The sequence below is a fragment of the Mesorhizobium sp. C416B genome (assembly GCF_030323165.1).
GTDB lineage: Bacteria > Pseudomonadota > Alphaproteobacteria > Rhizobiales > Rhizobiaceae > Mesorhizobium.
The window spans coordinates 2,010,527-2,033,522 of the sequence record NZ_CP100471.1; the positions used below are offsets into that span (position 1 = coordinate 2,010,527).

Below are 22,996 nucleotides of genomic sequence, written 5' to 3' on the forward strand. Positions count from 1 at the left end.
CCGGATTGCGGGAAGCGTTGCCGGCGGACCTGCCGGGCGTCAGTCGCGCGATATGGACAGCCCCGAGAGAAGCGGAGCGTACGTGGCGAGCCTGCGGGATACGAACTCGGTGAAGAGCCGCACCCGCTTCGTCTTGCGTGTCTCGCCTTGCGTGAGAAGCCACAGTGTCCCATGCATGGGCACGTCGATCCCCGGCACCCTCACCAGCAGGGGGTCGGCATCTCCGACGAAGCACGGCAGTTTCGTTATCCCAATCCCCTGGTGCGCCGCGATGATCTGCGTCTCGGCGTCAGGTGTCCTGAACGGTACTCCCGTGACGTGAACTTCTCCCTCGCGCGCCCAGTCCGGAATTCCATGATTGTCTATGCCTATCCACCGGATGGGATCAGGCGTGCCCGCACGCCACGCGGCTAGCCGATCGCGAGACATGTAGACGCCGCTGAACAGCTCCGGTCCCTCCAGGCCGTGAAGATTGAGCGGCAGGGTCTTGCGGTCGGCGACAATGCGGATCGCCACGTCGGCCTCTCGGTTGGTCAGATTTGCCAGCTCACCGGACGACAAGATTTCCATCTCGATGTCGCGATGCAAACGCGCGAAGTCGGCGAGATCCGGCATGAGCAGGTGTGTGGCGAGGAACGGTGGAAGCGTCACCCGCAAAAGCCCGCGCGCGCTCTGGTCACGACCGAAGACTCGCGTCTCCAGCTGGTGCGACGACGCTTCCATCTGGGTCGCGAGATCGAGGACCTCTTCGCCCGCAGCCGTCAAGCGGTAGCCGGAAGGCAGCTTTTCGAACATCTGCGCCCCGAGGCGTTCCTCGAACTGAGCGATGCGTCGCAGCACGGTCGAGTGGTTCACACCGAGGTGCGCGGCGGCAGCACGCACCGAGCCGCCGCGCGCGGCGGCAAGAAAGTAGCGGACGTCATCCCAGTCGATCATGGTGCATTCCTGCGCAGCGCAGTGCGGCTTGCAAAAGCCCATACTAACACGATCAGCCGTAAGTTCGTGCGGTCATCGTGGCGTTCAATCATCTAGCTGGATCGTTTTCGCACCAGCGATGTGCGCGATTGCGCACTCACCGCCCGACTTCGGCGAACCCATCTTGAGGCTCTCGCGGGACTTTCCCGTACAGCCAAAGACACGAGACGGCGAAACGAAGGATGCATGAAATGAACAGACTGAATGGAAAGACCGCTGTGATAACCGGCGGCGCTACGGGCATCGGCCGCGCCGCAGCCAAGCGCTTTATCGAGGAGGGCGCCTTCGTCTTCATCTTCGGCCGCCGGCAGGAAGCGCTCGACGCTGCCGTGGCCGACCTTGGGCCTAGTGCCCGCGCGGTTAAGGGCTCGGTCTCGGATGAGGCCGACCTCGACCGACTCTACGCTGCGGTGAAGGCCGAGCGCGGAAGCCTCGATATCGTCTTCGCCAATGCCGGGGCGGGAAGTCCGCTTCCGCTCGGGCAGATCACCGCCAGGCACATTGACGAAACCTTCGACACCAATGTGAAGGGTACGATCTTCACGGTCCAGAAGGCGCTGCCGCTGATGAGCCAGGGCGGTTCGATCATCCTGACCGGGTCGAGCGCCGGCACCACGGGCGCTCCGGGGTTCACTGCCTATAGCGCGAGCAAGGCGGCAGTGCGCAACCTGGCGCGGACCTGGGCGGAGGACCTGAAGGGCACCGGCATCCGGGTAAACGTGTTGTCGCCCGGGGCGACGGCGACCGAACTCGCGAAGGAGGCGTTGGGCGAGGAAGGCCAGAAGGCCTACGGCGCGATGACTCCGCTCCAGCGCATGGCCAATCCGGCGGAGATCGGGGCCGTGGCCGCCTTCCTCGCGTCGCCGGACAGCAGCTTCATGACCGCCAGCGAAGTCGCCGTCGACGGCGGCCTGGCTCAACTCTGACCCCCAGCGCGGTCCGTACCTGGGCCGCGCGCAACGAAAGACAAAGAATTATGAAAAAACTCGAAGGCAAGATCGCAGTCATCACGGGCGGAAGCAGCGGGATCGGATTGGCCACAGCCAAGCGCTTCGTAGAAGAAGGAGCGCACGTCGTGATTACCGGGCGAAGAGAGAAGGAGTTGAAGGAGGCCGCAGCCTTCATCATGAAAAACGTTACGACGGTCGTGGGTGACGTGTCGCTCCTGGAAGATCTGGATCGCCTCTATGCCGTCGTGAAGGTGAAACATGGTCATATCGACATTCTCTTCGCCAACGCCGGCGCGGGGACGATCGCACCGCTCGCCGTCGCTACCGAGGCACATTTTGATCAGACCTTCGATGTGAACGTGAAGGGTCTGTTCTTTACGGTGCAGAAGGCCCTTCCCCTGTTCAAAGACGGCGGTTCGATCATCCTGAATTCTTCAGTGTCGAACGTGTTGGGGCTTCCAGGGTTTAGTACCTACGCCGCGAGCAAGGCGGCTGTACGCAACTTCGCGCGCGCTTGGACACTGGAATTCAAAGACCGCAAAATCCGCGTCAATGCAATGAGTCCGGGACCAATCGAGGCGCCGGCCTTGGAGACAATGACTGGCCTTACCCCTGAGCAAGCCGAGCAAGCGGCCGCCCAGTTTGCGTCACAGATCCCAATGGGTCGCAGGGGCAAACCAGAGGAAATCGCGGCTGCCGTAACGTTCCTCGCCTCCGATGAAAGTTCTTTCGTCACCGGCGTGGATCTCGCCGTCGACGGAGGCATGGCGCAAGTCTGACCCCGGCATTAGCACCAGATCGGAGAAGTACTATGAACTATGCAATCGTAGGATTCGGCAATATCGGACAAGCCCTTGCCAAGGCGTTTGCCCGAAACGGCATCGAAGTTTCCGTTACAACCACACGCGACCCGGAAAGCTTTGCCGCCGATGCGGCCGCGATCGGACCCACGATCATCCCCAAAAAACTGGCGGAAGCCATCAAGGCGGACATCATCTTTTTGGCTGTCCGCTTCGAGGCGCACCCGAATGTCGCGAAGGCGCTCCCTACCTGGCAGGGGAAGACGATCATCGATGTGACCAATGCCTATGGCGTGCCCCCGGAGGAACTGGGAGGACAACCTTCTTCCAAGTTCATCGCGCAGGCCTTCTCTGGCGCAAAACTGGTCAAGGGCTTCAACCATCTGGTCGCCCCGGTGCTTGATCAGGATCCGGCCGTACATGGTGGCCGGAGGGTCGTGTTCCTGGCAAGCGACGATGACGCTGCCGCAACACGGATTGGGGAGCTTGCGGAAAATCTCGGTTTCGCGCCGATCAACCTTGGCGGGGTGTCGGAAGGTGGCCTGCTGGTCCAGGCGCGCGGAAACAGATGGGGCCATCTGATCTTCAAGGACTTGGTCAAATTCGACTGACGAGCGCGACGTCCTCGGCAAAGAGACGACGCACGCGATCGGAACTCGGATCGGATCAAGCTCGATCCGATCCGAGCAAATGGAGAAATCACTATGAGCACCGAGAAGAATATCCACTCCTAAGGAGATTTCGATGTACGACCAATCCAAGGTGTCCGAATTAATCCGGTTCGCACGAATCGAGGCGGGCTCCACCGTGATCGACGTTTACCCTGGCGACGGAGACTGGACGCGCCTCTTCTCCGACATCGTCGGATCAGAGGGGCGGGTCTACAGCTTCGTGCCGGCCGAAGTCGCCCACTTCAAGAACGATCCGGTCGGCCTCATGCGAACGCTCGCGAAGGAGCCGAGCCGAGAGAACGTCGAAGCCACCTCGGCGGATCTCGTCGCGATGCCGGAGATTACGCAGCCAGCCGATGTCCTATGGCTGCACCTGTTCTACCACGATCTTCACACCGCCTTGATCCAGAAGAAGGGTGCGACGGCGGCCGACTTCAATCGAGCTGTCTACAAGCGGCTGAAACCCGGTGGGTCCTACGTTATCGTCGACCACGCCGCCGCCACTGGGTCGGGCACGAGCGACACCCGGTCGCTGCATCGGATCGACCCTGCATTCGTCCGCGAGGAGGTGGAGGCGGCCGGCTTCGTACTGGACGCGGAAAGCACCGTGCTGGTGAATAAGGATGACCCGCACTCGATCAAGGTGTTCGATCCCGCGATCAAGGGCGAGACCGATCGCTTCGCGTTTCGGTTCGTGAAGCCCTGACAGCTCCCGGGCGCCGACTTCATGTCAACCTCCCATTGAGTCCATCAACTCGGGTTCGGACCCGTCAAGCTGGGAAAGGTCAACGAGGATGGCGCGCTGTGCACGCACGCGATGCGACAGCGCCTTAAAGGCGTCCGAGGTGATGATGGCACAAGGTTCTGGAGCACACCTGCCGCAGGTTCCTGATCTGAACTTGATGAAATGACGGAAGTCGCCGCGCCGTTGAGGGAGCCGGCGCATCCCCTCAGGGATGCGCCGGGACAAACGGTTCAAGAATGGTGGATTTCCGTTCCCAGCACCTTCAGGCATTCACGGATGAACGCCGCAAGCGCGGTCCAGCCTTTGGCTGAAACCATGGTCCCATCGACATAGGCGTCGGTGGGAGACAAATCGATATAAATGCCGCCGGCAAGCGTCACCTCCGGCTCGCAAGCGGCGAGCGCCGCCACCTTCTTGCCGCGCACGACGCCGTCGACCGCGATCAGAATCTGGACGCCATGGCAGATCGTGAAGATCGGCTTTTTCGCCTCGTGGAAATGGCGCACCATTGCCTGTATCCGCCTGTCGGTGCGGATGTATTCGGGGCCACGACCGCCGGCGCAATAGACAGCGTCGTACTGGCTCAGCTGCTTCTCGGCGTCGGCGAAGGTCTTGTTGATCAGCGCGTTATGGCCGGGCTTTTCGGTGTAGGTCTGATCGCCCTCGAAATCGTGCAGCGATGTCTTGATCATGTCTCCGGCGCTTTTGTCGGGGCACACGACATGAACGGTGTGTCCCACCGCTTCCATCGCCTGCTGATAGACGAAGATTTCATACTCCTCGGTGAAATCACCGGTCAGCATCAGGATTTTTTTGGCTGGCATGTCTTTTCCTCTCGGCTTGTTTCAGGGGCGAGGTGCACTGCGCGCCTCGCTTCCCGGGATCGAAATCGGCTCAGAACGGGGAATAGAATTCGTAGGCGGCAGGCTGGGCGGACAGCGGCGCGCCGCGCTTGAGGGTGCCTCTGACAAGCAACATCACCAGGCTACTCGAACGCAGGCAGGAGCCTGTCCCGCGAATTTTCGATGTGCGCACGCATGGCTTTTTCGGCGGCGTCCGGATCGCCCGCGGCAAAGGCAGCGAGAATAGCCTCGTGCTCGTCGAGCGCCTCTTCGGTCACCCTGGAGTGATACATCAGCCGGAAGATATGGAAGTGGGTATGCTGGTGATTCAGTGTCTCGCGAATGAGTTCGTTTTGGGCGAACTCGACGATCTTGTCGTGGAAGATGGCATCCTGACGGGCGAAGTTCGAATAGCGCAGGCGTTCGTCTTTCCCCACCCGCCGAGCCATGACGCCGGCCGCCTCCTGCAGCGCGGCAAGGCGCTCGCCGTCCATTGTTGCGGTGGCTTTGGCCGCGGCGGCAGGTTCAAGCAATAGACGCAGCTCGTAAAGCTCGTCGAAGCGCCGGCGGGTGATTTGTGGGGCGGCGCGATAGCCGATCAGGTGGGTTTTCAGAACCAGCCCTTCCCCCTCCAGCCTGCCAAGCGCTTCACGAATGGGGGTATGCGAGACGTTGAATTCCTTGACGAGATTGTCGACGGTGATGCGCGATCCCGGAGCAATCCTCAAAGACATGAGCTGCGCGAATATTGCTTCGTAAACGTCGCCAGCCAAACTGTTGGCGCGCTGAATACGACGGGTCGCACGGGCTTCATTGTCAACCGTCAGGTCCGTGTTCTGCATCGTTTGCCTCTTGACAGAACCACCCACTAACATGATGCTTCGCGAAACTCAATCCTATATCCTATACGATTTTATGGGGATATCGCATGATCATGACCTGCAGCGCCGAGGTCGGCCTCTGGCACGAAGCCAAGCCTGTCGGCTTCCAATCCGTCTTCGCAGGATCTTGTGCATGAGCTTGTTTGCAGCGGCGCGCCTGCCGAGCGAGATTCTGTTTGGCAAAGGCCAGCGCCATGTCCTGCCTGCCATTGCCACCAAATATGGGCGGCGTGCGTTCGTCTGTACCGATGAGCGCTTCGCGGCGACGTCGCAGTTCGCCGAGATTCTGGCTGGCTTGCACAACGCGGCGATCGAGGCGCTGGTCTTCGACCGAACGCTGCCGGATGTGCCGCGCGACAGCGTCGCCACCTGCATTGCGCAGGCGAAGGGTTTCAAGCCCGACATGGTGATCGGAATCGGGGGCGGCAGCTGCCTCGACATGGCCAAATGCGCTGCACTTCTGCTCAGCCATGGCGGCAAGCTCGAGGACTACTATGGCGAGTTCAAGGTACCCGGCCCTACCCTTCCGGTAATCGCAGTGCCGACGACGGCTGGAACAGGCTCCGAGGTGACCCCCGTCGCCGTGATCTCCGACCCAGATCGGACGCTGAAAGTGGGTATCGCCAGTCCGCATCTCATCGCGGCAGTGGCGCTTTGCGATCCGGATCTGACGGTGACCTGTCCACCGTCCTTGACGGCGATCGCCGGCGCCGACGCGCTGACGCACGCAATCGAGGCCTTCACAGCGGCCAAACGCGGCGCGGACCCTCATTTGCCGCAACAGCACGTGTTCATCGGCAAGAGCGCTCTGACCGACCATTTCGCGCTTTTGGCCATCAGGCTGCTCGGCCGCAGTCTGGAAAAGGCATATCGCGACGGATCGGACGAGGATGCGCGCGCCGACGTCATGATGGGAGCGCTGGCCGCCGGTTGCGCCTTCGGTACGGCGGGAACGGCCGCCGCCCATGCGGTGCAGTATCCCGTTGGCGCGCTTACCCACACCCCGCATGGCCTGGGAGTGGCCACCATGCTGCCCTATGTGATGACCTACAATCTGGCCGCAGCAGCCGCGGAGATTGCGGAAGTCGGCACTGCTCTTGGCCTTTCCCTTCAGGGCGGCGGCGCCGATGCCTTGGCGCACGCCACCATCCGGGAGGTGAGCCGGCTGTTTGGCGCCATCGGCATCACCCCGACATTGGCCGAACTGGGTCTTCCCGAAGACAAGATCGACTGGACGGCCGAGCAGGCGCTCGGCATCGACCGATTGATCAAGAACAATCCGCGTCCGTTCGACCGCACCGCGATGCGACGGCTGGTCAGGGCTGCCTATGACGGCGACATGTCCGCCACCATGATGTGATCGACCAGGAGTTCATCCAATGAACATTGCCGCAGGCATATCCGACGAGGATCAAGATATGTTCGACTACGCCACGGTCTCGCACGGTCTCTACATTGGCGGACGCTGGCGGCCCTCATCGGAGGGCCGCGTGATCGAAGTGGTCGATCCCTCGACTGAAGCCGTGATCGCTGCGGTTCCCGATGCAACGCTCACTGATGCCGCCGCCGCCGTCGACGCTGCCGCGAAGGCGGCGGCCGGCTGGCGCGAGACCCCGCCACGCAGGCGATCGGAAATCCTGCGGCGCTGCTTCGAACTGATGACCGAACGGATGGAGACGTTGGCTGCGCTGATCTCGCTGGAGAACGGCAAGGCGCTGCGCGATGCGCGCGGTGAAGTCGCCTACGCCGCTGAGTTTTTCCGCTGGAACGCCGAGGAGGCGGTCCGCATCAGCGGCGAGTTCGGCCTTGCACCCTCGGGCGCGAACCGGATCATTGTCGACTACCAGCCCATCGGCATTTGCGTGCTCATCACGCCATGGAATTTCCCAGCCGCCATGGCGACACGTAAAATCGCTCCGGCGCTGGCGGCCGGCTGTACGGTGGTCCTGAAGCCCGCCAGCGAGACACCGCTGACGGCCTATGCGCTTGCGGCGCTCTACGAGGAAGCCGGCGTGCCGCCCGGCGTCGTCAACGTCCTGACGACCTCGACCCCCGGACCGGTGACGGCGGCCATGCTGGCCGATCCGCGCGTGCGAAAGCTGTCCTTCACCGGCTCGACCGGCGTCGGCCGCGTGCTGCTGGCCGAAGCCGCAAAGCACGTCATTTCCTGTTCCATGGAGCTTGGCGGCAACGCACCCTTCATCGTCTTCGACGACGCCGACCTGGAAGCAGCCCTCGACGGTGCGATGGTTGCCAAGATGCGCAACGCCGGCGAAGCCTGCACGGCCGCCAACCGGCTTTACGTCCAGGCCGGCATCCATGATGCTTTCGCGGAAGGCTTGACCAAACGCATGGCGGCACTCAACCTGGGCCCGGGCACAGACTCAGACACAGAATGCGGGCCGATGATCACCAGGAAGGCTGTGCACAAGATCGACCGGCTTGTGCAGGACGCCGTTGCCCGCGGCGCCAAAATCCTGTGTGGCGGCGGCGTATCTGAAGGCAGAGGCTTTTTCTATCCGCCAACGGTGCTCAAGGACGTGCCGGCCGACGTTGCCATGGCTCACGAGGAGATCTTCGGTCCCGTGGCGCCGATCAGTCGCTTCGAAAGCGAGGCGGATGTCATCTCCAAAGCCAATGACACCGAATACGGTCTCGCTGCCTACATCTATACGCGCGACCTGGGCCGGGGGATGCGCGTGGCATCGAAGATCGAGTCCGGCATGATCGCGCTCAACCGCGGCCTGATGTCGGATCCGGCGGCGCCTTTCGGAGGTGTCAAGCAGAGCGGGCTAGGCCGCGAAGGCGGTCAGAAGCACGGCGTTGCCGAGTTCATGGAGGCCAAGTACATCGCCGTGACCCTGTGAGCGGACATCCCACCAAAGATCCGTTTCGCATTCGCGATCATGTGGTCGAGTTCGACGACATCGTCGCCGAGATCGTTCGCAGAAGCGAGGAGACCAGGGCGAACGTTCCCATGGTCGCCGATGTCGCCTACGGGGCTGACGCCACCGAAACCATGGATCTGTTCTTTCCCGAGGGCAAACGGGACCGCCTGCCGGTGCACATGTTCATCCACGGGGGCTATTGGCGCATGTTCTCCAAGCGCGACTATTCCTACGTCGCCGAGACCGTTACGAACGCAGGTGCGATCGCGGTCATTGTCGACTACGCGCTGATGCCTACCGTCAGGATGGCCAGGATCGTCGACCAGGTGCGCCGCGCCAAGCGATGGGTATTTGACAATGTCGCACACCATGGCGGCAATCCCGGCCTGCTGACCGTTAGCGGTCATTCCGCCGGTGCGCATCTGGCAACAATGCTTTTCGACGGTGACGAGCGGCCTTCCGGCATCAAAGCTGCGCTGCTGCTTGGCGGCCTTTACGACCTGAAGCCATTGCAGATGTCGTTCCTTGCCGCCGAGATCGCGATCACCGACGAGGAGGCCCGCCGATTCTCGCCGATCGACCACAGTTTCGATCCATCCGTGGGCGTAGATATCTCGGTCGGCGCCGATGAAACGTCGCCGTTCCACAGCCAGGCCGCACTCTTCACGGACCACCTTGACACACAGGGACTGACTGTTTCGCGCACCACCCTTGGTGGGGCCAATCACATGAGCAGCGTCCGTGACCTTGGCTGGCTGGTACCGAGGCCGCGTCACTGCTGGCCCGCGTCGTGGCCGCCTGAGACTTCCGCCAGAAGCGCTGCTGGGCGCGACCGTTCTTCGCAGTAGCGTCGCAGCATCGAGGTGCCGACCGCGGTGGCGAATCTTCCGCCACCGGTCCCCATACCGTAAGCCCGCCGGCGATGTCGACGTCGACGTGGTACATGCTTTCCAGCGTGATTGAGCTTGATAACCGATGTCGGCGATCGCCGTCATGCCGGCAGCGCAGTTGAGTTCTCAAGGCTGGCCGGCCAAAGACGCCCCTCAGGGGAGAGCGGGCCGACGTTCCGCAACACCGGCCCGCAACCTTCAGAATACGATAGCCCGCGGCACCCCGGAGAAGGGAATCTGCGCTCTCACACCAGCATCGACTGCTGGGCGAAGATGCCCGCCATCGCGCCATGCGATATTGCCAGGGTGACCGATGGCGGCGTGAGGGGGTTGGCGAGGTCGCCCGCGGCGTAGATGCCGGGCATGCTGGTTTCGCGGCGCTCGTCGACCTTGAGGATTACGCCGAGGGGCGTATCGACCGTGGTGAGGCCCGGTGATTCATGCAGGCTTGCGGACGGCTTGTTGCGCGGATGCGCGAACAGGATGTCGACCGCGACCTTGGGGCCGGTATCGAGCTTGACGGTGGCGTTATGCCCCCCGTGATGGGCGATCTCGCTGATCCGGCCGTCGACGACAGGTATGTTGCGGCGCGCCAGACCGGCCCGGATATCGGGCGGAATGTCGTGACCATCAGCGAAGACCGTCAACCTGTCGGTCCAATCGTGGAACAGCCTGACCTGATTCATCGACTGTGGGCCGGACCAGACGAGGCCCCAATGCTGGCCGGCGACTTCAAAGCCGTCGCAATAGGGGCAGGGCACGATGGACGTGCCCCAACCTTCGGCAAAGCCCGGAATATCAGGCATCTGGTCGGCGACGCCATAGCTCAGGATCAGCCGGCGCGCGCCGAGGCTTCCGCCATCGCCAGTGAGGACGGAGAAATCGTCGATGGCCCCGGAGAGGCGGTCGGCCCGGGCATTGACCAGCTTGATCGTGGGATAGCGCGCCAGCTGCCGCCGCGCCTCGGCCAAGATGTCCAGCGGTGGCTTGTGATCGTGGCCGAGCAGGCCATGCGAGTGGCCGGCGAAGCGGTTGCGCGGCAGGCCAGTATCGAGAACGGTGACCTTGCGGCGGGCACGGCCGAGTTGCAGGGCGCCGGCGAGACCGGCAAAGCTGCCGCCGATGATGATGACGTCATCCATGATGGGCTCCGTGTTGTGGATGAGGGGCTGGTTGGACCAAACCTACCCATCGGCTTGCGCATTTCAGAAACTACATGGTATCGTAATCCAAGAATTAGGATACTGTCAAGGACTGGAATTGTCGTGACCGAAAATAGCCACGGCCGGCGCGGCCGGCCCGCCAACGAGGCGCTTGGCCAAACGATACTCGACGCTGCGTCCGAACTCTTTGTGGAATTGGGTTTTCAAGCGACCACATTGGACAAGGTCGCCCAGCGGGCGAAGATATCCAAACTCAGCATCTATCGGCACTTCGAGAACAAGGAGGCGCTGTTCAGCGCGGCCATCGCGTCCGGCTGCCATCATTTGTTTGCACCACAGGCCCTTCTTGAAGGCGTCGGCGGTTCGGTCGAGGATCAGCTCATGGCGGTGGGATCATCCCTACTTCGCACGCTGTTGAGATCAGATGTCCGCAGTGTCGAAGCCATGGTCATGGCCGACCAGACGAATCCAAAGTCCTTAAGCAAGCTCCATTACGAAGCCGGCCCCGCCAATGTCATCGCCCAAATCGAGGCCCTGTTGCGTCAGTTGCACGCGAAGGCGGTTCTGAACGTGCCCGATCCTCTCCGGTCCGCCCGCTTGTTTGCCGCGCTTTTCAAAGGATCCGATCTCCTGATTATCGCACGCTTCGATGACGCGAGAGCAGCGGACGACAACGAAATCGAATCCTATTGCCGGTCGGCCGTCGCCATGTTCATCGCTGCGCACGGCTAGCAGTCCGCCCTGCCCGCTAATCATTGTATTTCTGCGAAATACTCCGCTAGAGCCGCCGTCGCGATGGCGCCCATCCACCTCATGTCGATCGCGTCGGTCGGGCTGCGCGCCCGCCGGTGAGCGGCATCTCCTACCTGCTCCGGTCACAGCGCTGACCCTTGAGCGCCTCGGCCGACCTGTGAGGGCGAGGAAGAGAATGCCGGTTATGGCCGCGAGAATCGAGCAGATGAGGTGTCGATCGCCGCGAAGGGACACCTGCGGACGGACCTTCTTTGGTACACTTGAGTACGTCCATTCGTGGCTCGGGCTCCGGCGGTTCGTGCCCCGACGCGCCCGCGAAGGCCGCTGGTGCCCGCGACAGATCCTTCCAAGGTGCGGGTCTGGAATGGCCCAAAAATTCTCTCGAGCTCCCGGAACATCGGTCCGCCCCTGTGGTTCGACAAGCAGCGGCACAGTCGATCCAACCAGGCATCGGCCCGCTTAGGACAGGCGCGAGGTCCCTACCCACAGATCTTGCGAAAATAGGAGCAAGCTATGCGAGCGTTGGTCTGGCACGGCAAGGAAGACATACGCTGCGATCAGGTTTCGGACCCGGAAATTGAGGATGAACGTGACGCGATCATCAAGGTGACGAGTTGTGCCATATGCGGCTCCGACCTTCACCTCTACCACAACTATGTGCCAGCCATGCTGCCCGGCGACATCATGGGCCACGAGATGATGGGAGAGGTCGTCGAGGTCGGCAAGGGCGTCAACGGCGCTCTGAAGGAGGGAGACCGCATCGTCGTGCCGTTCACCATAATCTGCGGTGAGTGCGACCAGTGCAAGCGACAGAACTTTTCGGTTTGCGAACGCACAAACCGCAAGAAGAATCTCGGTGACAAGGTGTTCGGGCACACCACCGCGGGTCTGTTCGGCTACACTCATTTGACCGGCGGCTATCCCGGGGGACAGGCGGAATACATGCGTGTGCCGTTCGCCGATGCCACGCACGTAAAGGTGCCTGACAGCCTTACCGACGAGCAGGTTCTCTTCCTCGGCGATATTTTTCCTACCGGCTGGCAGGCGGCGGCACAGTGCGACATTGAGCCCACCGATACGGTTGCGGTGTGGGGCTGCGGCCCAGTCGGGCAGATGGCCATACGCAGCGCCCTGCTGCTCGGCGCGAAACAGGTGGTGGCGATCGATTGCCTGCCGGAGCGGCTTTCCATGGCCGCCGCCGGCGGCGCCATCGCCATCAATTTCGCCGAGGAAAGTGTCGTCGAACGACTGCGGGAACTCACCGGTGGAAAGGGCCCGGAGAAGTGCATCGATTGCGTCGGCATGGAAAGCCACGTCTCGCTGGCCCAGCCCGATACCGTCTACGATCGCGCAAAGCAGTTGATGCTGATGGAAAATGATCGACCGCACGTTTTGCGTGAGATGATCTATGTCTGCAGGCCGGCCGGCGTGATCTCGATCCCCGGCGTCTACAGCGGGCTGGTCGACAAGATTCCGATGGGACAGGCAATGAACAAGGGGCTCACCTTCCGAATGGGGCAGACCCATGTCAACCGTTGGACCGAGGATCTGTTGCGCCGCATCGAAGATGGCCAGATCGACCCATCCTTCGTCATCACCCATACCGTGGGGCTCGAGCAGGGACCCGAGATGTACAAGGTGTTTCGCGACAAGCAGGACAGCTGCATCAAGGTTGTACTGAAACCGTAGGGAAATCGTCATGAACGTGATTGCCAAACTTACCAACATCACCCGATCGCCTGGCGATCCCAAAGTGCTGAAGACTGGGCAGAGTGCGGTCGCGGCCTCCGATGGCCTTGCCCGCAAGCTCGGCTGGTTCAGCATCGCGCTTGGCGTCGCCGAGCTGGTTGGCGCCGAGCGGATTGCCGGCGCGCTCGGCATGCGCGGCAAGGAAGATCTGATCCGCGCTTATGGGGCGCGGGAAATAAGCAGCGGCATACTCTCGCTTTCAGTGGACAAGCAAGCGGGGCTGTGGAGCCGGGTGGCCGGCGACGGCCTGGATATCGCGACATTGCTGACAGCGTATCGGCATGGCAACCCAAAGCGCGATAATGTGGGCCTTGCGCTTGCGATGGTCGCCGGCATCACATTGCTCGACATCATCGGTGCGAAAAGCGTGACTGCGCGCCACTCTCGGAGAGGGACCAAGCCACGCGACTACAGCGATCGAAGCGGCTTTCCCGGAGGCACTGCCGCAGCCCGCGACCGTGCCCGCTCGCAGCGCAGCCAGAAGGCCGGCGCAGCCTGATAGAGATTTCCGAACCCTGGCGGCATGCGACCTGGACAGGTGGCATCTCGTCAGGCCCTAACGCCAGAGGTGGTAGCTCTCGGCGAGCCGAGTTTGCTGGAACAGAGTGGACCGTCGCGCGGCCGTTCTCGCCGTCTCCTGGGTCACCGCCGCGCATGGGTTGTGTGGCCGGTGCGTTAAAGGCACGAAGCGATCCGACCGGCGTCGAGCCTTCCATGTCTCTTGCCTTGGCAAGGTTCCGGCGATCCTCAGGCCGAGCCGCGTTCGGGAAGCTCGGTCTCTTCCGCCACCCCTTTCCGCAGGTCTCGGCGCAAGCGTTCCGCTTCGTCGGAATTATTATCGTCGTCTGTCCGCTCGAGTTCGCGATCGATTGTCTCGCGCGACCCCTCTGCCGGATCCTGTTGCGGAGATGTGTTCGGGCCGGTTTCGATCTTGCCGTCGCCGGGAACGGTGCGGTCGCGAGACTTCGTCATCTTCAGCTTCCCTTTCATCTGTCATCTGCCTCGGCATCTCCGATGGCATGAATTTTGGCCGCTTCCCTGCCGAACCGGATCGTCGACGCTTTGTTCCGGGAAAGCCCCCGCAGGTTCGTGCTGGTCGGCCCCGGGGCATTGGTCGATGCCCTTGCCGGGAAGGATCCTATGCCAACGAGGTCGGCGGCAGCCTCATCGATGTCGTTATCAACATGTGGGCTGTGAAGGCGTTTTCGGCCCGGACACGCGAGCACGCCAGGCTCGCGGCGAGTTTTCGAACCGAAGCAGATGCGCAGCGTAACAACTGGATGTATACGGAAAAGGCTGCCTCATCCACGACATCGCGCTTTCGGTAATGGCCGGCGGCATGCTCGCCTGGGCGGTCCGGCAGCTGGTAGCGAACTGGTCATAGGCCTTTGCAAAGCCGCGTCGATGAAGCGGATGCGGTAGCGCTGGTCGGTGTAGCGTCGAGGCATCTGTCAATCGGAGACAAGCGCGACCGCTTGTGGGACCTCACTGTTTTTTCCACCGGGACTCGACATCTCACTATCATAGTTGATTGTGGCTGCCGGTGACCCTGCGTAATGGATAGCCATTCCAACTCTCCAACAGGAAAACGGTATGTTGTATCCGGGTCGGTTTTTGGGGCCAAGCGACATTGAGATGCTCGCCCAGGTTTGTCACACGGTCTGCAAAGAGCGCGCCCTACCTCTTGCTTCGCAGAACGGAGAGCGCATAGCTGCGCACATACTCAGGCTGTTTATGAACGGCTTGATTGGGCAGAATGAACTGCTTGATGCTGAGAGGAACTGGGCTCGTCGGCCTGACCGTTCGGTCCAGCAGACGATGTCAACTACGCGCACATGAGAGGCCGCGTGACCCAGTCTTGGTAGTCGGGAAGCCGCCAAGGCCAGTTGGGAACAAACCTGACATTTAAGCGTTTGTAGAGCCCTTCCACCGGGCAACTCACCGAAATGCTTCTTGCCGTGCATGATGCGATGTCGACGGCCGTTTTGGCAGGCAGGAGCGCCAATGCGGAAATAGTAGGCGTGGTCGACCTCACCAACAAAGCTGAGGTCGACATCGGCATCACCAGCTTGGGAAGAGCCATCCAGTTCGTGGCCAACGCCTCGGTGCTTGGATACGACATTCGAGGCGCCATGGTCTTCTATGGCGCGGCCGGTACCCCGAGCCTAAGGGCGAGAGAGTGCGAGCGCTTGTGGGCGCAGTTTGGCGGCGCGCTTCTACAGCCGTAGCTCTATCAGGACGTTCGCCCCGCCCGTTCTTGGTATGAACGCGTACGGAACTGAGGCGCTACCCAGCCGCAGCGGGAATGGCTCAGTGGTAGCTCTAGCTGGCGACCGCACTAAGCAGCTTTTCGGTGATGGGCTTTGAGCGGCTGAGCCAGCGTGAGAACGTTCGGCCGCATATCTGCCGGTGCCTGCTTTCATGTGACTGGGCGGGGCTATTGGGGAGCCGGGTTGACCACTGGGCCCTTAGCCGAGGGAAGCACAGTACGGCAACCTCGCCTTTTGCTGGCTAACATCCTTCCGCTCTCAGGGACCGGACCATGCGCACAACAACAGGGTCATACGGTTTCTTTTCGGATTTCCGATAATTCATTGTGAAAAGCGCGGCACGCTGGTTGCAGACCATAATTGCACGGACGTAGCGAATCTCGCCATTCTTGACCCCGGAGTAGCTGGCCCATTTCGGGGCTAGGCGCCGATAGGTCAGTCGCCAACCGGCCTTTTCGTCCTCGATCATGCGATGTTCAATCTCGGCGCGAAAACTTGCTTTGCCCAGTCGCGCGCCCCAAACGACCAGAAACGCGTCTCTTGGGCCCTGAAAAGCCGCGCCCTGCTGCGAATTCTGGGTCAGGACGAAATTCGGAGGAATATCGAAACTAAAGCCAAGCTGTCGGACGCCGAAGGGCTGCCACGCCTCGGCCTGAAGCAACGTGGTCCAAAAGAGAAAAACTGTAAGTCCCAGCAGGAGGCGTCGCATTGCTCTGACTTAGCGCTGGCTAACATGGTGTCCAGACGGACAGAGGTCCGTGACATAAAAAATATGCATCATGGCCGCGCAACATATGGACGCGGGATTCGCGATTGACGGCGTGCGGTCGAAACGGCTTCCGTCCCACGAAAGGAGAGGACGCAGAGGGAATTGGTGCGTCGGTATGATCGACTGGCAGAAAATTGGCGAGGCCGAATGTCCAACGTTCATTGCCCGCAAAAATGGGCGCCGGCTTCCTCTTGTGCCTAGGGAAGAAGAGCCGAAATTATTCCCTGACGAAGACCCTGATCTACCTCAGACGGGGGGCATGCCCTGTAACTTCGCCGTGACCTGATCCCCTTCGGGGAACAATCAGATCGAGCTCCAGTTTGGCCTTCCAAGCGAAGGCACTGATGGAGCATGCCATGAGATTTCCACACAGCACGACGGCCGCGGCCGCCGTTTTCATTGCCCTGACCTCCCCCGCGCTCGCCCAGACAAGCGGAACACCATCACCCTCGACACCTGCACCCGCTCCGGCAACCGAACCGCCGGCCGCCGGACAGTTGCCGGATGCGACCGGACAAGCGGATGGACCAACACGCGAAATGATCCGCCAGATGGTTGAGCAAGCTATCCGTGAGCGACTGCAGCAGGATCGCGGTTCCGAAGAGGGTTTCCGCGAGGAAGATAGTCGCAACTATCAAGGCGATCGCAACGAGGATGCTGACCGCCACGATGAAGATGGCGACCGTTGGCAGAACCACGGTGACCGCGATCGTGGACACAGAATGGCTGGACGCTGGCATCATCAGATGATGCGCGGTGCCGGCATGCGACTGATGTTCGGGCTGTTGGACACCGATGGCGACGGATCGGTGTCCGAGGACGAGGTTCAACGCGCGGTGGGCAGGATGTTCAGTAGCATTGACGAGAATGGTGATGGCAAGATCGATGCGGACGAGATCCAGTCCTTCATGCATGGCTCCAGCATGCATGGCACTGATAGCGAGGACACGCCGTAGCTGTCTTCAAAGGGAATGCCCTCCCTCGGACAAAGCGGGCGCGTGGCGGCCGATCCCGAAGCGGTGTCTCTTGGCTGTTAGCCGCCCGGCCAGCACCCTTTAGGCTTGAGCTATTCCCGCAGTCCCGCGAGACGCCAGCCGTGACAAAAAAGGCTTCGCATTGCTGATCGAGGAACGATCGAAGCCGACCAACGCAAGGTCACTCGGGCGCTCGGTCTTCCAGCAGAACGAAGGATGCGGCGATCAAGTCGTCGCCATTGATACGTCCTTGGCTGTCCTCCAACATAGTTGCAACCTTGTGGAAGGCCATCATTTCACCCGCGTCAATCTGCGCTTCACGCATCTTGGCTGTGAGATCAGCCACGCGATTTCCTAACGAATGTGATTTTGCAGTCTCGCAATTCGACATGATTAGTCATCCTTTGCCTTGGGGTTTCACGCTGCCGAACGCAATGCTTCAGCGGATGTTCCGAATTTGGCATCAGTCTTATGGGATAGGACTTACGTCTGATTGCGGTTGGAAGAAGCCCGAACGGCGGAACACGCAGCCGGACGCCGAATTGGAAACCCACCGTCGATCGAAGTCCCTTGTCGCCGGTTGAGATCCCGCCATCTTCACTGTCGAGAGGGTGGCGGGATCGCCTTCCGAGGAGCGAGCGCATATGAGGTAATAGATATTTGGCAGATGTACTCACGGCCATCCTGCTCGCTTCTTTTGTCTGCGCATGTTCATTCTTTTCGGGAAACCCCATCTCTCCAACAACACGCAACAACCGCGTTGCTACCCACGATTGATGCGATGACAACTGCATCAACAAAGCAAAGCCTCTTCGCCTAAGGTGCGATTGCCGCGGGCTTTTTTGACTTGAAGGTCGTCCAACGCGCCCGGTGGTCAGGCCATGGCGTTCAGCGGGAGCCAGGTAGACTCATCGCGAAAATCCCGCAGCGAGGCATGTCGCAAGTCCTCCTCGCCGCGTGCGGATACTGGAATCCGCCTGGCTCGTTGTGACAGGCATGCGAAGATGAGTGTCGGCGCATGGACGCGGAAAAACCCGCCAGCGTGAGCCAGCGGGCCTTGTGATGGGATGGCCCGCGCGTGCGGTCAAGGCTGCGCGGGCCGACCATGATGAATGAGGGGACATCTTGGTCACCGGCACGACCGATGAAGAACGAGCCGGGTGTGACAGAACACCCTTGGAGCGAGGATGTTCCCGTCCGCACAAAAAAGCTCGCCGGCGTGAGCCGGCGGGCAGTTGCTATTTTGCCGTCAAGCGGACAGACCGCTTGCGGCCCACCCACTGCAGCATTTTTCCACTTTGAGCGGAAATCATTCTCAACTATGGTTCGCCAGGCTTAAGGCATGGGGGATTGCCGATGGTTTTATCACGCAGGGGTGTCGTGCTCGGCGGTCTGGCGCTGGTCGCGGTCGGTGGAACCAGCAATATTGTTCAAGCCGCGGGGGCAAAATCCTTTTTCGCCGGTACCGCCAGCGATAACGATTTCGTCTATCGCAAGACCAACTTCGCCAAGATCGACAAGAGATGGCATCGCCAGATCGTCAAATATTTCAGCAGCGAGCCGGTCGGCACCGTCGTGGTCGACACCCGCCACCACTTCCTCTACCTCATCATGGAAAACAAGACTGCCATCCGCTACGGCGTCGGCGTCGGCAAGGAAGGCTTCAAATGGTACGGCCGCGCGACGATTGATCGCCGCGCGCTGTGGCCGCAATGGGTCCCGCCCCCCGAAATGCGTGAGCGCAAACCGGACTTACCGCCCATGATCGCAGGCGGCGCGTCCAACAATCCGCTCGGGCCGCGCGCGCTCTATCTGTACCGCGACGGCGCCGACATCGGCTACCGCCTCCATGGCACGCTGGAGCCATGGAGCATCGGCACCGACGCTTCCAGCGGCTGCATCCGCATGTTCCCCGAAGACATCATCGACCTCTACCAGCGGTGCCCGATCGGCACCGCGGTGGAGGTCCTGCCGCACATCGCCGACCAGGCGCCCGCTTCCACCACTGTCGAATGATTGGCGCATCATGAACCGCATGATTGAAAACACGCGCCGGCTGCTCGCCGCCGGCCTGCTGGTTGTGGCCACATCCTGCTCGACCAGCAACACGCTGGCCCCGTCGACGCCCGACGTCACCAACGCCGAGATTGCCGGCTTCCAGAACGTGCAGCCGGGCAGCGAGGAGGATTTTATCCTCAATGTCGGCCGCCGCACCTACTTCACGAAAGGTTCGGCCGCGCTCGATTCTGTCGCCAAGGCCACCCTCGACACCCAGATCGCCTGGTTGACAAAGCATCCGCGCTGGCTGCTCAAGCTGCAGGGTTTCGCCGACGATCCCGGCGCAAGCGAAACGGCGCTGTCACAGCAGCGCGCCGATGCGGTGATGGACTACCTCGCCGCCGGCGGCATAGACCGGAACCGCATGTGGGCCAAGGGCTACGGCAAGGACAGGCTGGTCCGCGACTGCCCCGACTCCGCCTGCAGGTCGCAGAACCGCCGCGTTGTGTCTAATTTGCGCGATGAGAGGGACGAGTCGTAGAGGCTGCTGTTTTGCTGGTCGCCAAATCAGTCTCACAACGCGACGGCGGCATGGCTGCAATGCGCCTATCGGGGACATTCACCCAGCGTTTGCCCCTCCCCGAAAGCTGACGCTCCGGTTGAACCCGGAGTGAAGTCAGCTTCCCGTCTACCAACCTCCGGTTCAGGGTCTGGTGGGAGGCTTCGGCATCCGCCTCGACCAGTTTGCGGACGTGGCGGTTGTCCGCGATCCTGATCGCGCATGAGCCTCGCCACATGTCGGTGTGCTACCGGGAGTGGGCGCCGTGGAGCTGGCAGGTACGCTCGCTCAAAGCATCGGCCGTCCACCGGTGACCTCGTAGAGTGCGCCGGTGGTGTAGCTCGATCCTTCCGAGGCAAGCAGCACATAGGTCGCTGCAAGCTCTGCCGGTTGCCCGGGACGCTTGAGCGGTGTGTTCTTCCCGAACTCCTTGACCTTCTCAGAGGGCATTGTCGACGGGATCAGCGGCGTCCAAATCGGCCCGGGAGCGACCGCGTTTACCCGAATGCCGCGTTCAGCTACCAGTCCTGCAAGTCCGGCGGTGAAGTTGGCGATCGCTCCTTTGGTAGTGGCGTAGGCAAGCAGTGCCGGCGATGGACTGGTCGCGTTGATCGAGGATGTGTTGATGATGGTCGAGCCGGGTTCCATGTGCTTCACTGCTTCCTGGGACAGATAGAACATCGCATAGACATTGGTGCGAAAGGTGAGATCCCATTCCTCCGCGCTGATGTCCTCAAGCTTCTCGAACGACGCCTGGTGGGCTGCATTGTTGACGAGGATGTCCAGGCGCCCGCATTCATCGATAGCTCGCTGCACAAGCGACCGCGCGAAGATTTCGTCCGAGATGTCGCCGCGTGCGAGCACCGCCTTGCGCCCCGCTTCCTCGACCAAGCGCGCCGTCTCCTGCGCGTCTTCGTCCTCTTCAAGGTAGGAGATGATGACGTCGGCGCCTTCGCGTGCAAATGCGATAGCCACCGCCCGGCCGATGCCCGAGTCCGCGCCGGTGATCAGCGCGACGCGGTCCGTCAGCTTACCGCTGCCGCGATAGCTCTCCTCCCCGTGGTCAGGCCGTGGATCCATCTCGTCGGTGTAGCCGGGCATGTCCTGCTGCTGTTCGGGAAGCGGCGGCTGAGGATATTTCTGCTGGGCATCCTGCATGTCAGGTCCTTTTTTGGTTGGAGTTGCGGTTGTGTCGATCCGGTTCCGTGATCGGTCCCTTGGCGGCTTTCGAGCCACCGCCCCATTCCTCGGCCTTGCACGCTTGGTCGCCGCCCATGAGGTCCGGCGAACCGCGATTTGCGGTGCCGCTGTCGGTCTTGTTCAACTCGTGCTCCTTCTTGCGTGTGGTCAGTCTTTCTCGCCGGCGGTAATCATCGACCTCAGCGGCTCTTGCGCCACATTCGCCTCGATTTCCGCGCGTCCGGGGGTATCCGGTAGCGCCTTGCGGAAATTTCTCGCATAATCCGGTGGCATCTTCGGTGGCATCATCGGTTCGTACGGGTCGACCACGGCCTCGATGACCACCGGACCCTCAGCAGCCAGGGCAGCGTCGAGAACACCTTCCACCTCCTCGGCGCGAGAGACGCTGTAGCCGATGCCGCCCATGGCTTCGGCGGCCATGGCGAAGTCGATGGGCTGGAGTTCGCAGGCGAATTGCGGGTTACCGAGGAACATCATCTGCTCCCAGGCGATCTGATTGAGCATGCCGTTCTTGAGCACGAGCACCTTGAGTGGGACCCGGTACCGAACTGCCGTCGAGAACTCGCCGAGTTGCATCGCGAGACCGCCGTCGCCGACGACCGCGAAGACCGGCCGGCCGGGAAAGGCCAGGCCCGCGGCGATCGCATAGGGCAGTCCGCATGCCATCGAGGCCAGCGCGCCCGAGACGCCGAAGGCCTGCCCGTCACGCAGCTCGATATGGCGGGCCGCCATCTCGGTGTTCTGGCCGGAATCGGCAACCAGGATCGCATCATCGGGCAATCGTTTCCCAAATGCGCGTGTAACCACCTGGGGCTTGAGCGAAGTGGCGGCCTTTTGCTCCGACTGCGCCATCATCTCGCGCCAGCGTCGCATGCCCGCCTGCGCCTTCTCGAGGAAGCTGCGATCATCCTTGCGCTTCAGGCGCCTGTTCAGCAATCGCAGCGTCACGGCGGCATCGCCGGCAAGGCCGGCCTCAACGGGATAGCGCAGGCCGATGCGCTGCGGGTCGCGCTCGATCTGCACCCCGCGCGCCTGTCCCGGCTTCGGGTAGTATTCGATGTAGGGAAAGGTCGAGCCGACGACGAGCAGCGCGTCACATTCCTCCATGATTTCCTGCGACGGCAGCGTGCCGAGAATTCCGATGCCGCCAGTCGTCAGCGGGTGATCGTCGGGCAAGGCAGCCTTACCGAGCAAGGCCTTTGCGACGGGGGCACCAAGCAGCTCCGCCGTCTCTTCCAACTCGTGCCTGGCACCAAGCGCGCCCCGACCGGCGAGGATCGCGACCTTCGTCGCCCCGTTCAGGATCTCGGCGGCTTTCGCAAGTTGTTCTTCGTCGGGAAGCCTGCTTCCTTCGAACCAACGATCCGGCGTATGCGACGGTTTGTTGCGCTTCGAGCGCTTGGCTTGGTAGAGCGTGTGCTCCTGCACATCGCTGGCGATCGACAGATGCGCAACGCCGCGACGTGCCAGCGCCGACCTGCAGGCGAGACCGGCCAGGCTTTCCATATGCGCCGCGTCGGAGACCTGCGCGTTGAAGACGGCGACATCGCTGAAGACGCGCGTCAAGTCGACATCCTGCTGGGTGAAGGTCTCGATGAGGTCGTGGAACTGCATGCCGGTAATGGCGAGCACCGGCGCTTGGTCGAGCTTGGCATCGTAGAGTCCAGTCAGGAGGTGTGTGCCGCCAGGGCCGGAAGTTGCGAGGCAGACACCGAGCTTGCCTGTCCATTTTGAGTAGGCGCACGCCATGAACGCCGCGGATTCCTCGTGCCGCACCTGAATGAAGCGGATGCGGTCCTGCCGCTTGCGCAGCGCCTCCATGATGCCATTGATGCCGTCGCCCGGCAGGCCAAAGATGATATCGACGTTCCAGTCGATCAGCGTCTCGATGAGGATGTCCGCGGCGGTCGGCATGTCTC

At 61.7% G+C, this 22,996-nt stretch carries 24 protein-coding genes; 14 read left to right on the forward strand and 10 right to left on the reverse strand.

Going from position 1 to position 22,996, the window contains the following annotated elements; translation table 11 throughout:
• Positions 1–39 precede the first annotated feature (39 nt).
• Complete coding sequence (locus NLY43_RS10010; RefSeq protein ID WP_023710069.1) at positions 40–936, reverse strand: LysR family transcriptional regulator; 897 nt, start codon at positions 934–936, stop codon at positions 40–42.
• 230 nt (positions 937–1,166) lie between these two features.
• Between NLY43_RS10010 and NLY43_RS10015 the strand changes: the two genes are divergently transcribed.
• From NLY43_RS10015 to NLY43_RS10030, 4 genes are all read left to right on the forward strand, one after another.
• Complete coding sequence (locus NLY43_RS10015; RefSeq protein ID WP_023710070.1) at positions 1,167–1,901, forward strand: SDR family NAD(P)-dependent oxidoreductase; 735 nt, start codon at positions 1,167–1,169, stop codon at positions 1,899–1,901.
• Between the two features lie 50 nt (positions 1,902–1,951).
• On the forward strand, positions 1,952–2,704 hold the full coding sequence (locus NLY43_RS10020) for an SDR family NAD(P)-dependent oxidoreductase (protein WP_023710071.1): 753 nt from the start codon (positions 1,952–1,954) through the stop codon (positions 2,702–2,704).
• Positions 2,705–2,736: 32 nt separating this feature from the next.
• Positions 2,737–3,336: an NADPH-dependent F420 reductase gene (locus NLY43_RS10025; RefSeq protein ID WP_023667785.1), complete on the forward strand. Its 600-nt coding sequence runs from the start codon at positions 2,737–2,739 to the stop codon at positions 3,334–3,336.
• A gap of 133 nt (positions 3,337–3,469) precedes the next feature.
• Entirely contained in the window at positions 3,470–4,102 is a 633-nt protein-coding gene (locus tag NLY43_RS10030; protein ID WP_023710072.1) for a class I SAM-dependent methyltransferase, read from the forward strand.
• A 269-nt stretch (positions 4,103–4,371) separates the two neighbouring features.
• On the opposite strand, the gene NLY43_RS10035 is transcribed toward NLY43_RS10030, so the two are convergent.
• Both NLY43_RS10035 and NLY43_RS10040 read right to left on the reverse strand, forming a co-directional pair.
• Positions 4,372–4,965: a DJ-1/PfpI family protein gene (locus NLY43_RS10035; RefSeq protein ID WP_023710073.1), complete on the reverse strand. Its 594-nt coding sequence runs from the start codon at positions 4,963–4,965 to the stop codon at positions 4,372–4,374.
• A gap of 161 nt (positions 4,966–5,126) precedes the next feature.
• Positions 5,127–5,825, reverse strand: coding sequence for a GntR family transcriptional regulator (locus NLY43_RS10040; protein ID WP_023710074.1), 699 nt, complete (start codon positions 5,823–5,825; stop codon positions 5,127–5,129).
• Between the two features lie 172 nt (positions 5,826–5,997).
• Here NLY43_RS10040 and NLY43_RS10045 point away from each other — a divergent pair, with 172 nt between their 5' ends.
• From NLY43_RS10045 to NLY43_RS10055, 3 genes are read left to right on the forward strand one after another with little or no spacing between them, the layout of a single operon-like run.
• Positions 5,998–7,224: an iron-containing alcohol dehydrogenase gene (locus NLY43_RS10045; protein WP_023710075.1), complete on the forward strand. Its 1,227-nt coding sequence runs from the start codon at positions 5,998–6,000 to the stop codon at positions 7,222–7,224.
• 58 nt (positions 7,225–7,282) lie between these two features.
• Positions 7,283–8,731 carry an NAD-dependent succinate-semialdehyde dehydrogenase gene (locus NLY43_RS10050; RefSeq protein ID WP_245263947.1) on the forward strand — a complete coding sequence of 483 codons (1,449 nt, stop codon included), beginning with the start codon at positions 7,283–7,285 and terminating at the stop codon, positions 8,729–8,731.
• A gap of 41 nt (positions 8,732–8,772) precedes the next feature.
• Positions 8,773–9,600, forward strand: coding sequence for an alpha/beta hydrolase (locus tag NLY43_RS10055; protein WP_245263937.1), 828 nt, complete (start codon positions 8,773–8,775; stop codon positions 9,598–9,600).
• A 287-nt stretch (positions 9,601–9,887) separates the two neighbouring features.
• Here the strand turns inward: NLY43_RS10055 and NLY43_RS10060 are convergent, their stop codons facing one another.
• Positions 9,888–10,784, reverse strand: coding sequence for an NAD(P)/FAD-dependent oxidoreductase (locus tag NLY43_RS10060; RefSeq protein WP_023710078.1), 897 nt, complete (start codon positions 10,782–10,784; stop codon positions 9,888–9,890).
• 123 nt (positions 10,785–10,907) lie between these two features.
• Between NLY43_RS10060 and NLY43_RS10065 the strand changes: the two genes are divergently transcribed.
• From NLY43_RS10065 to NLY43_RS10075, 3 genes are all read left to right on the forward strand, one after another.
• On the forward strand, positions 10,908–11,537 hold the full coding sequence (locus NLY43_RS10065; RefSeq protein WP_023710079.1) for a TetR/AcrR family transcriptional regulator: 630 nt from the start codon (positions 10,908–10,910) through the stop codon (positions 11,535–11,537).
• A 534-nt stretch (positions 11,538–12,071) separates the two neighbouring features.
• Positions 12,072–13,247 carry a zinc-dependent alcohol dehydrogenase gene (locus tag NLY43_RS10070; RefSeq protein WP_023682758.1) on the forward strand — a complete coding sequence of 392 codons (1,176 nt, stop codon included), beginning with the start codon at positions 12,072–12,074 and terminating at the stop codon, positions 13,245–13,247.
• Positions 13,248–13,257: 10 nt separating this feature from the next.
• Positions 13,258–13,806 carry a hypothetical protein gene (locus tag NLY43_RS10075; RefSeq protein WP_023710080.1) on the forward strand — a complete coding sequence of 183 codons (549 nt, stop codon included), beginning with the start codon at positions 13,258–13,260 and terminating at the stop codon, positions 13,804–13,806.
• A gap of 248 nt (positions 13,807–14,054) precedes the next feature.
• Here NLY43_RS10075 and NLY43_RS10080 read toward each other — a convergent pair whose 3' ends face one another.
• Positions 14,055–14,279, reverse strand: a complete 225-nt coding sequence (locus tag NLY43_RS10080) for a hypothetical protein (protein ID WP_155922421.1) — start codon at positions 14,277–14,279, stop codon at positions 14,055–14,057.
• Positions 14,280–15,277: 998 nt separating this feature from the next.
• Between NLY43_RS10080 and NLY43_RS10085 the strand changes: the two genes are divergently transcribed.
• Entirely contained in the window at positions 15,278–15,535 is a 258-nt protein-coding gene (locus tag NLY43_RS10085) for a hypothetical protein (RefSeq protein ID WP_245263936.1), read from the forward strand.
• A 283-nt stretch (positions 15,536–15,818) separates the two neighbouring features.
• On the opposite strand, the gene NLY43_RS10090 is transcribed toward NLY43_RS10085, so the two are convergent.
• On the reverse strand, positions 15,819–16,286 hold the full coding sequence (locus tag NLY43_RS10090) for a hypothetical protein (protein ID WP_023686891.1): 468 nt from the start codon (positions 16,284–16,286) through the stop codon (positions 15,819–15,821).
• Positions 16,287–16,690: 404 nt separating this feature from the next.
• Between NLY43_RS10090 and NLY43_RS10095 the strand changes: the two genes are divergently transcribed.
• Positions 16,691–17,302, forward strand: a complete 612-nt coding sequence (locus NLY43_RS10095) for an EF-hand domain-containing protein (RefSeq protein ID WP_286460799.1) — start codon at positions 16,691–16,693, stop codon at positions 17,300–17,302.
• 199 nt (positions 17,303–17,501) lie between these two features.
• On the opposite strand, the gene NLY43_RS10100 is transcribed toward NLY43_RS10095, so the two are convergent.
• A complete protein-coding gene (locus tag NLY43_RS10100; RefSeq protein WP_023667766.1) occupies positions 17,502–17,666 on the reverse strand; it encodes a hypothetical protein in 165 nt (54 codons plus the stop codon).
• A 1,010-nt stretch (positions 17,667–18,676) separates the two neighbouring features.
• Here NLY43_RS10100 and NLY43_RS10105 point away from each other — a divergent pair.
• Both NLY43_RS10105 and NLY43_RS10110 read left to right on the forward strand, forming a co-directional pair.
• A complete protein-coding gene (locus NLY43_RS10105; RefSeq protein ID WP_023682764.1) occupies positions 18,677–19,336 on the forward strand; it encodes a L,D-transpeptidase in 660 nt (219 codons plus the stop codon).
• A 10-nt stretch (positions 19,337–19,346) separates the two neighbouring features.
• Positions 19,347–19,859 carry an OmpA family protein gene (locus NLY43_RS10110; RefSeq protein ID WP_023667764.1) on the forward strand — a complete coding sequence of 171 codons (513 nt, stop codon included), beginning with the start codon at positions 19,347–19,349 and terminating at the stop codon, positions 19,857–19,859.
• Between the two features lie 306 nt (positions 19,860–20,165).
• Here the strand turns inward: NLY43_RS10110 and NLY43_RS10115 are convergent, their stop codons facing one another.
• The 3 genes from NLY43_RS10115 to NLY43_RS10125 are packed head-to-tail and all read right to left on the reverse strand — an operon-like array spanning position 20,166 to position 22,991.
• Positions 20,166–21,035 (reverse strand): SDR family oxidoreductase, encoded by an 870-nt coding sequence (locus NLY43_RS10115; RefSeq protein WP_023707232.1) that lies wholly within the window; start codon positions 21,033–21,035, stop codon positions 20,166–20,168.
• Between the two features lies 1 nt (position 21,036).
• Complete coding sequence (locus NLY43_RS10120; RefSeq protein ID WP_023710084.1) at positions 21,037–21,201, reverse strand: hypothetical protein; 165 nt, start codon at positions 21,199–21,201, stop codon at positions 21,037–21,039.
• 23 nt (positions 21,202–21,224) lie between these two features.
• Positions 21,225–22,991, reverse strand: coding sequence for a thiamine pyrophosphate-dependent enzyme (locus NLY43_RS10125; RefSeq protein WP_023710085.1), 1,767 nt, complete (start codon positions 22,989–22,991; stop codon positions 21,225–21,227).
• Between the last annotated feature and the right edge of the window lie 5 nt (positions 22,992–22,996).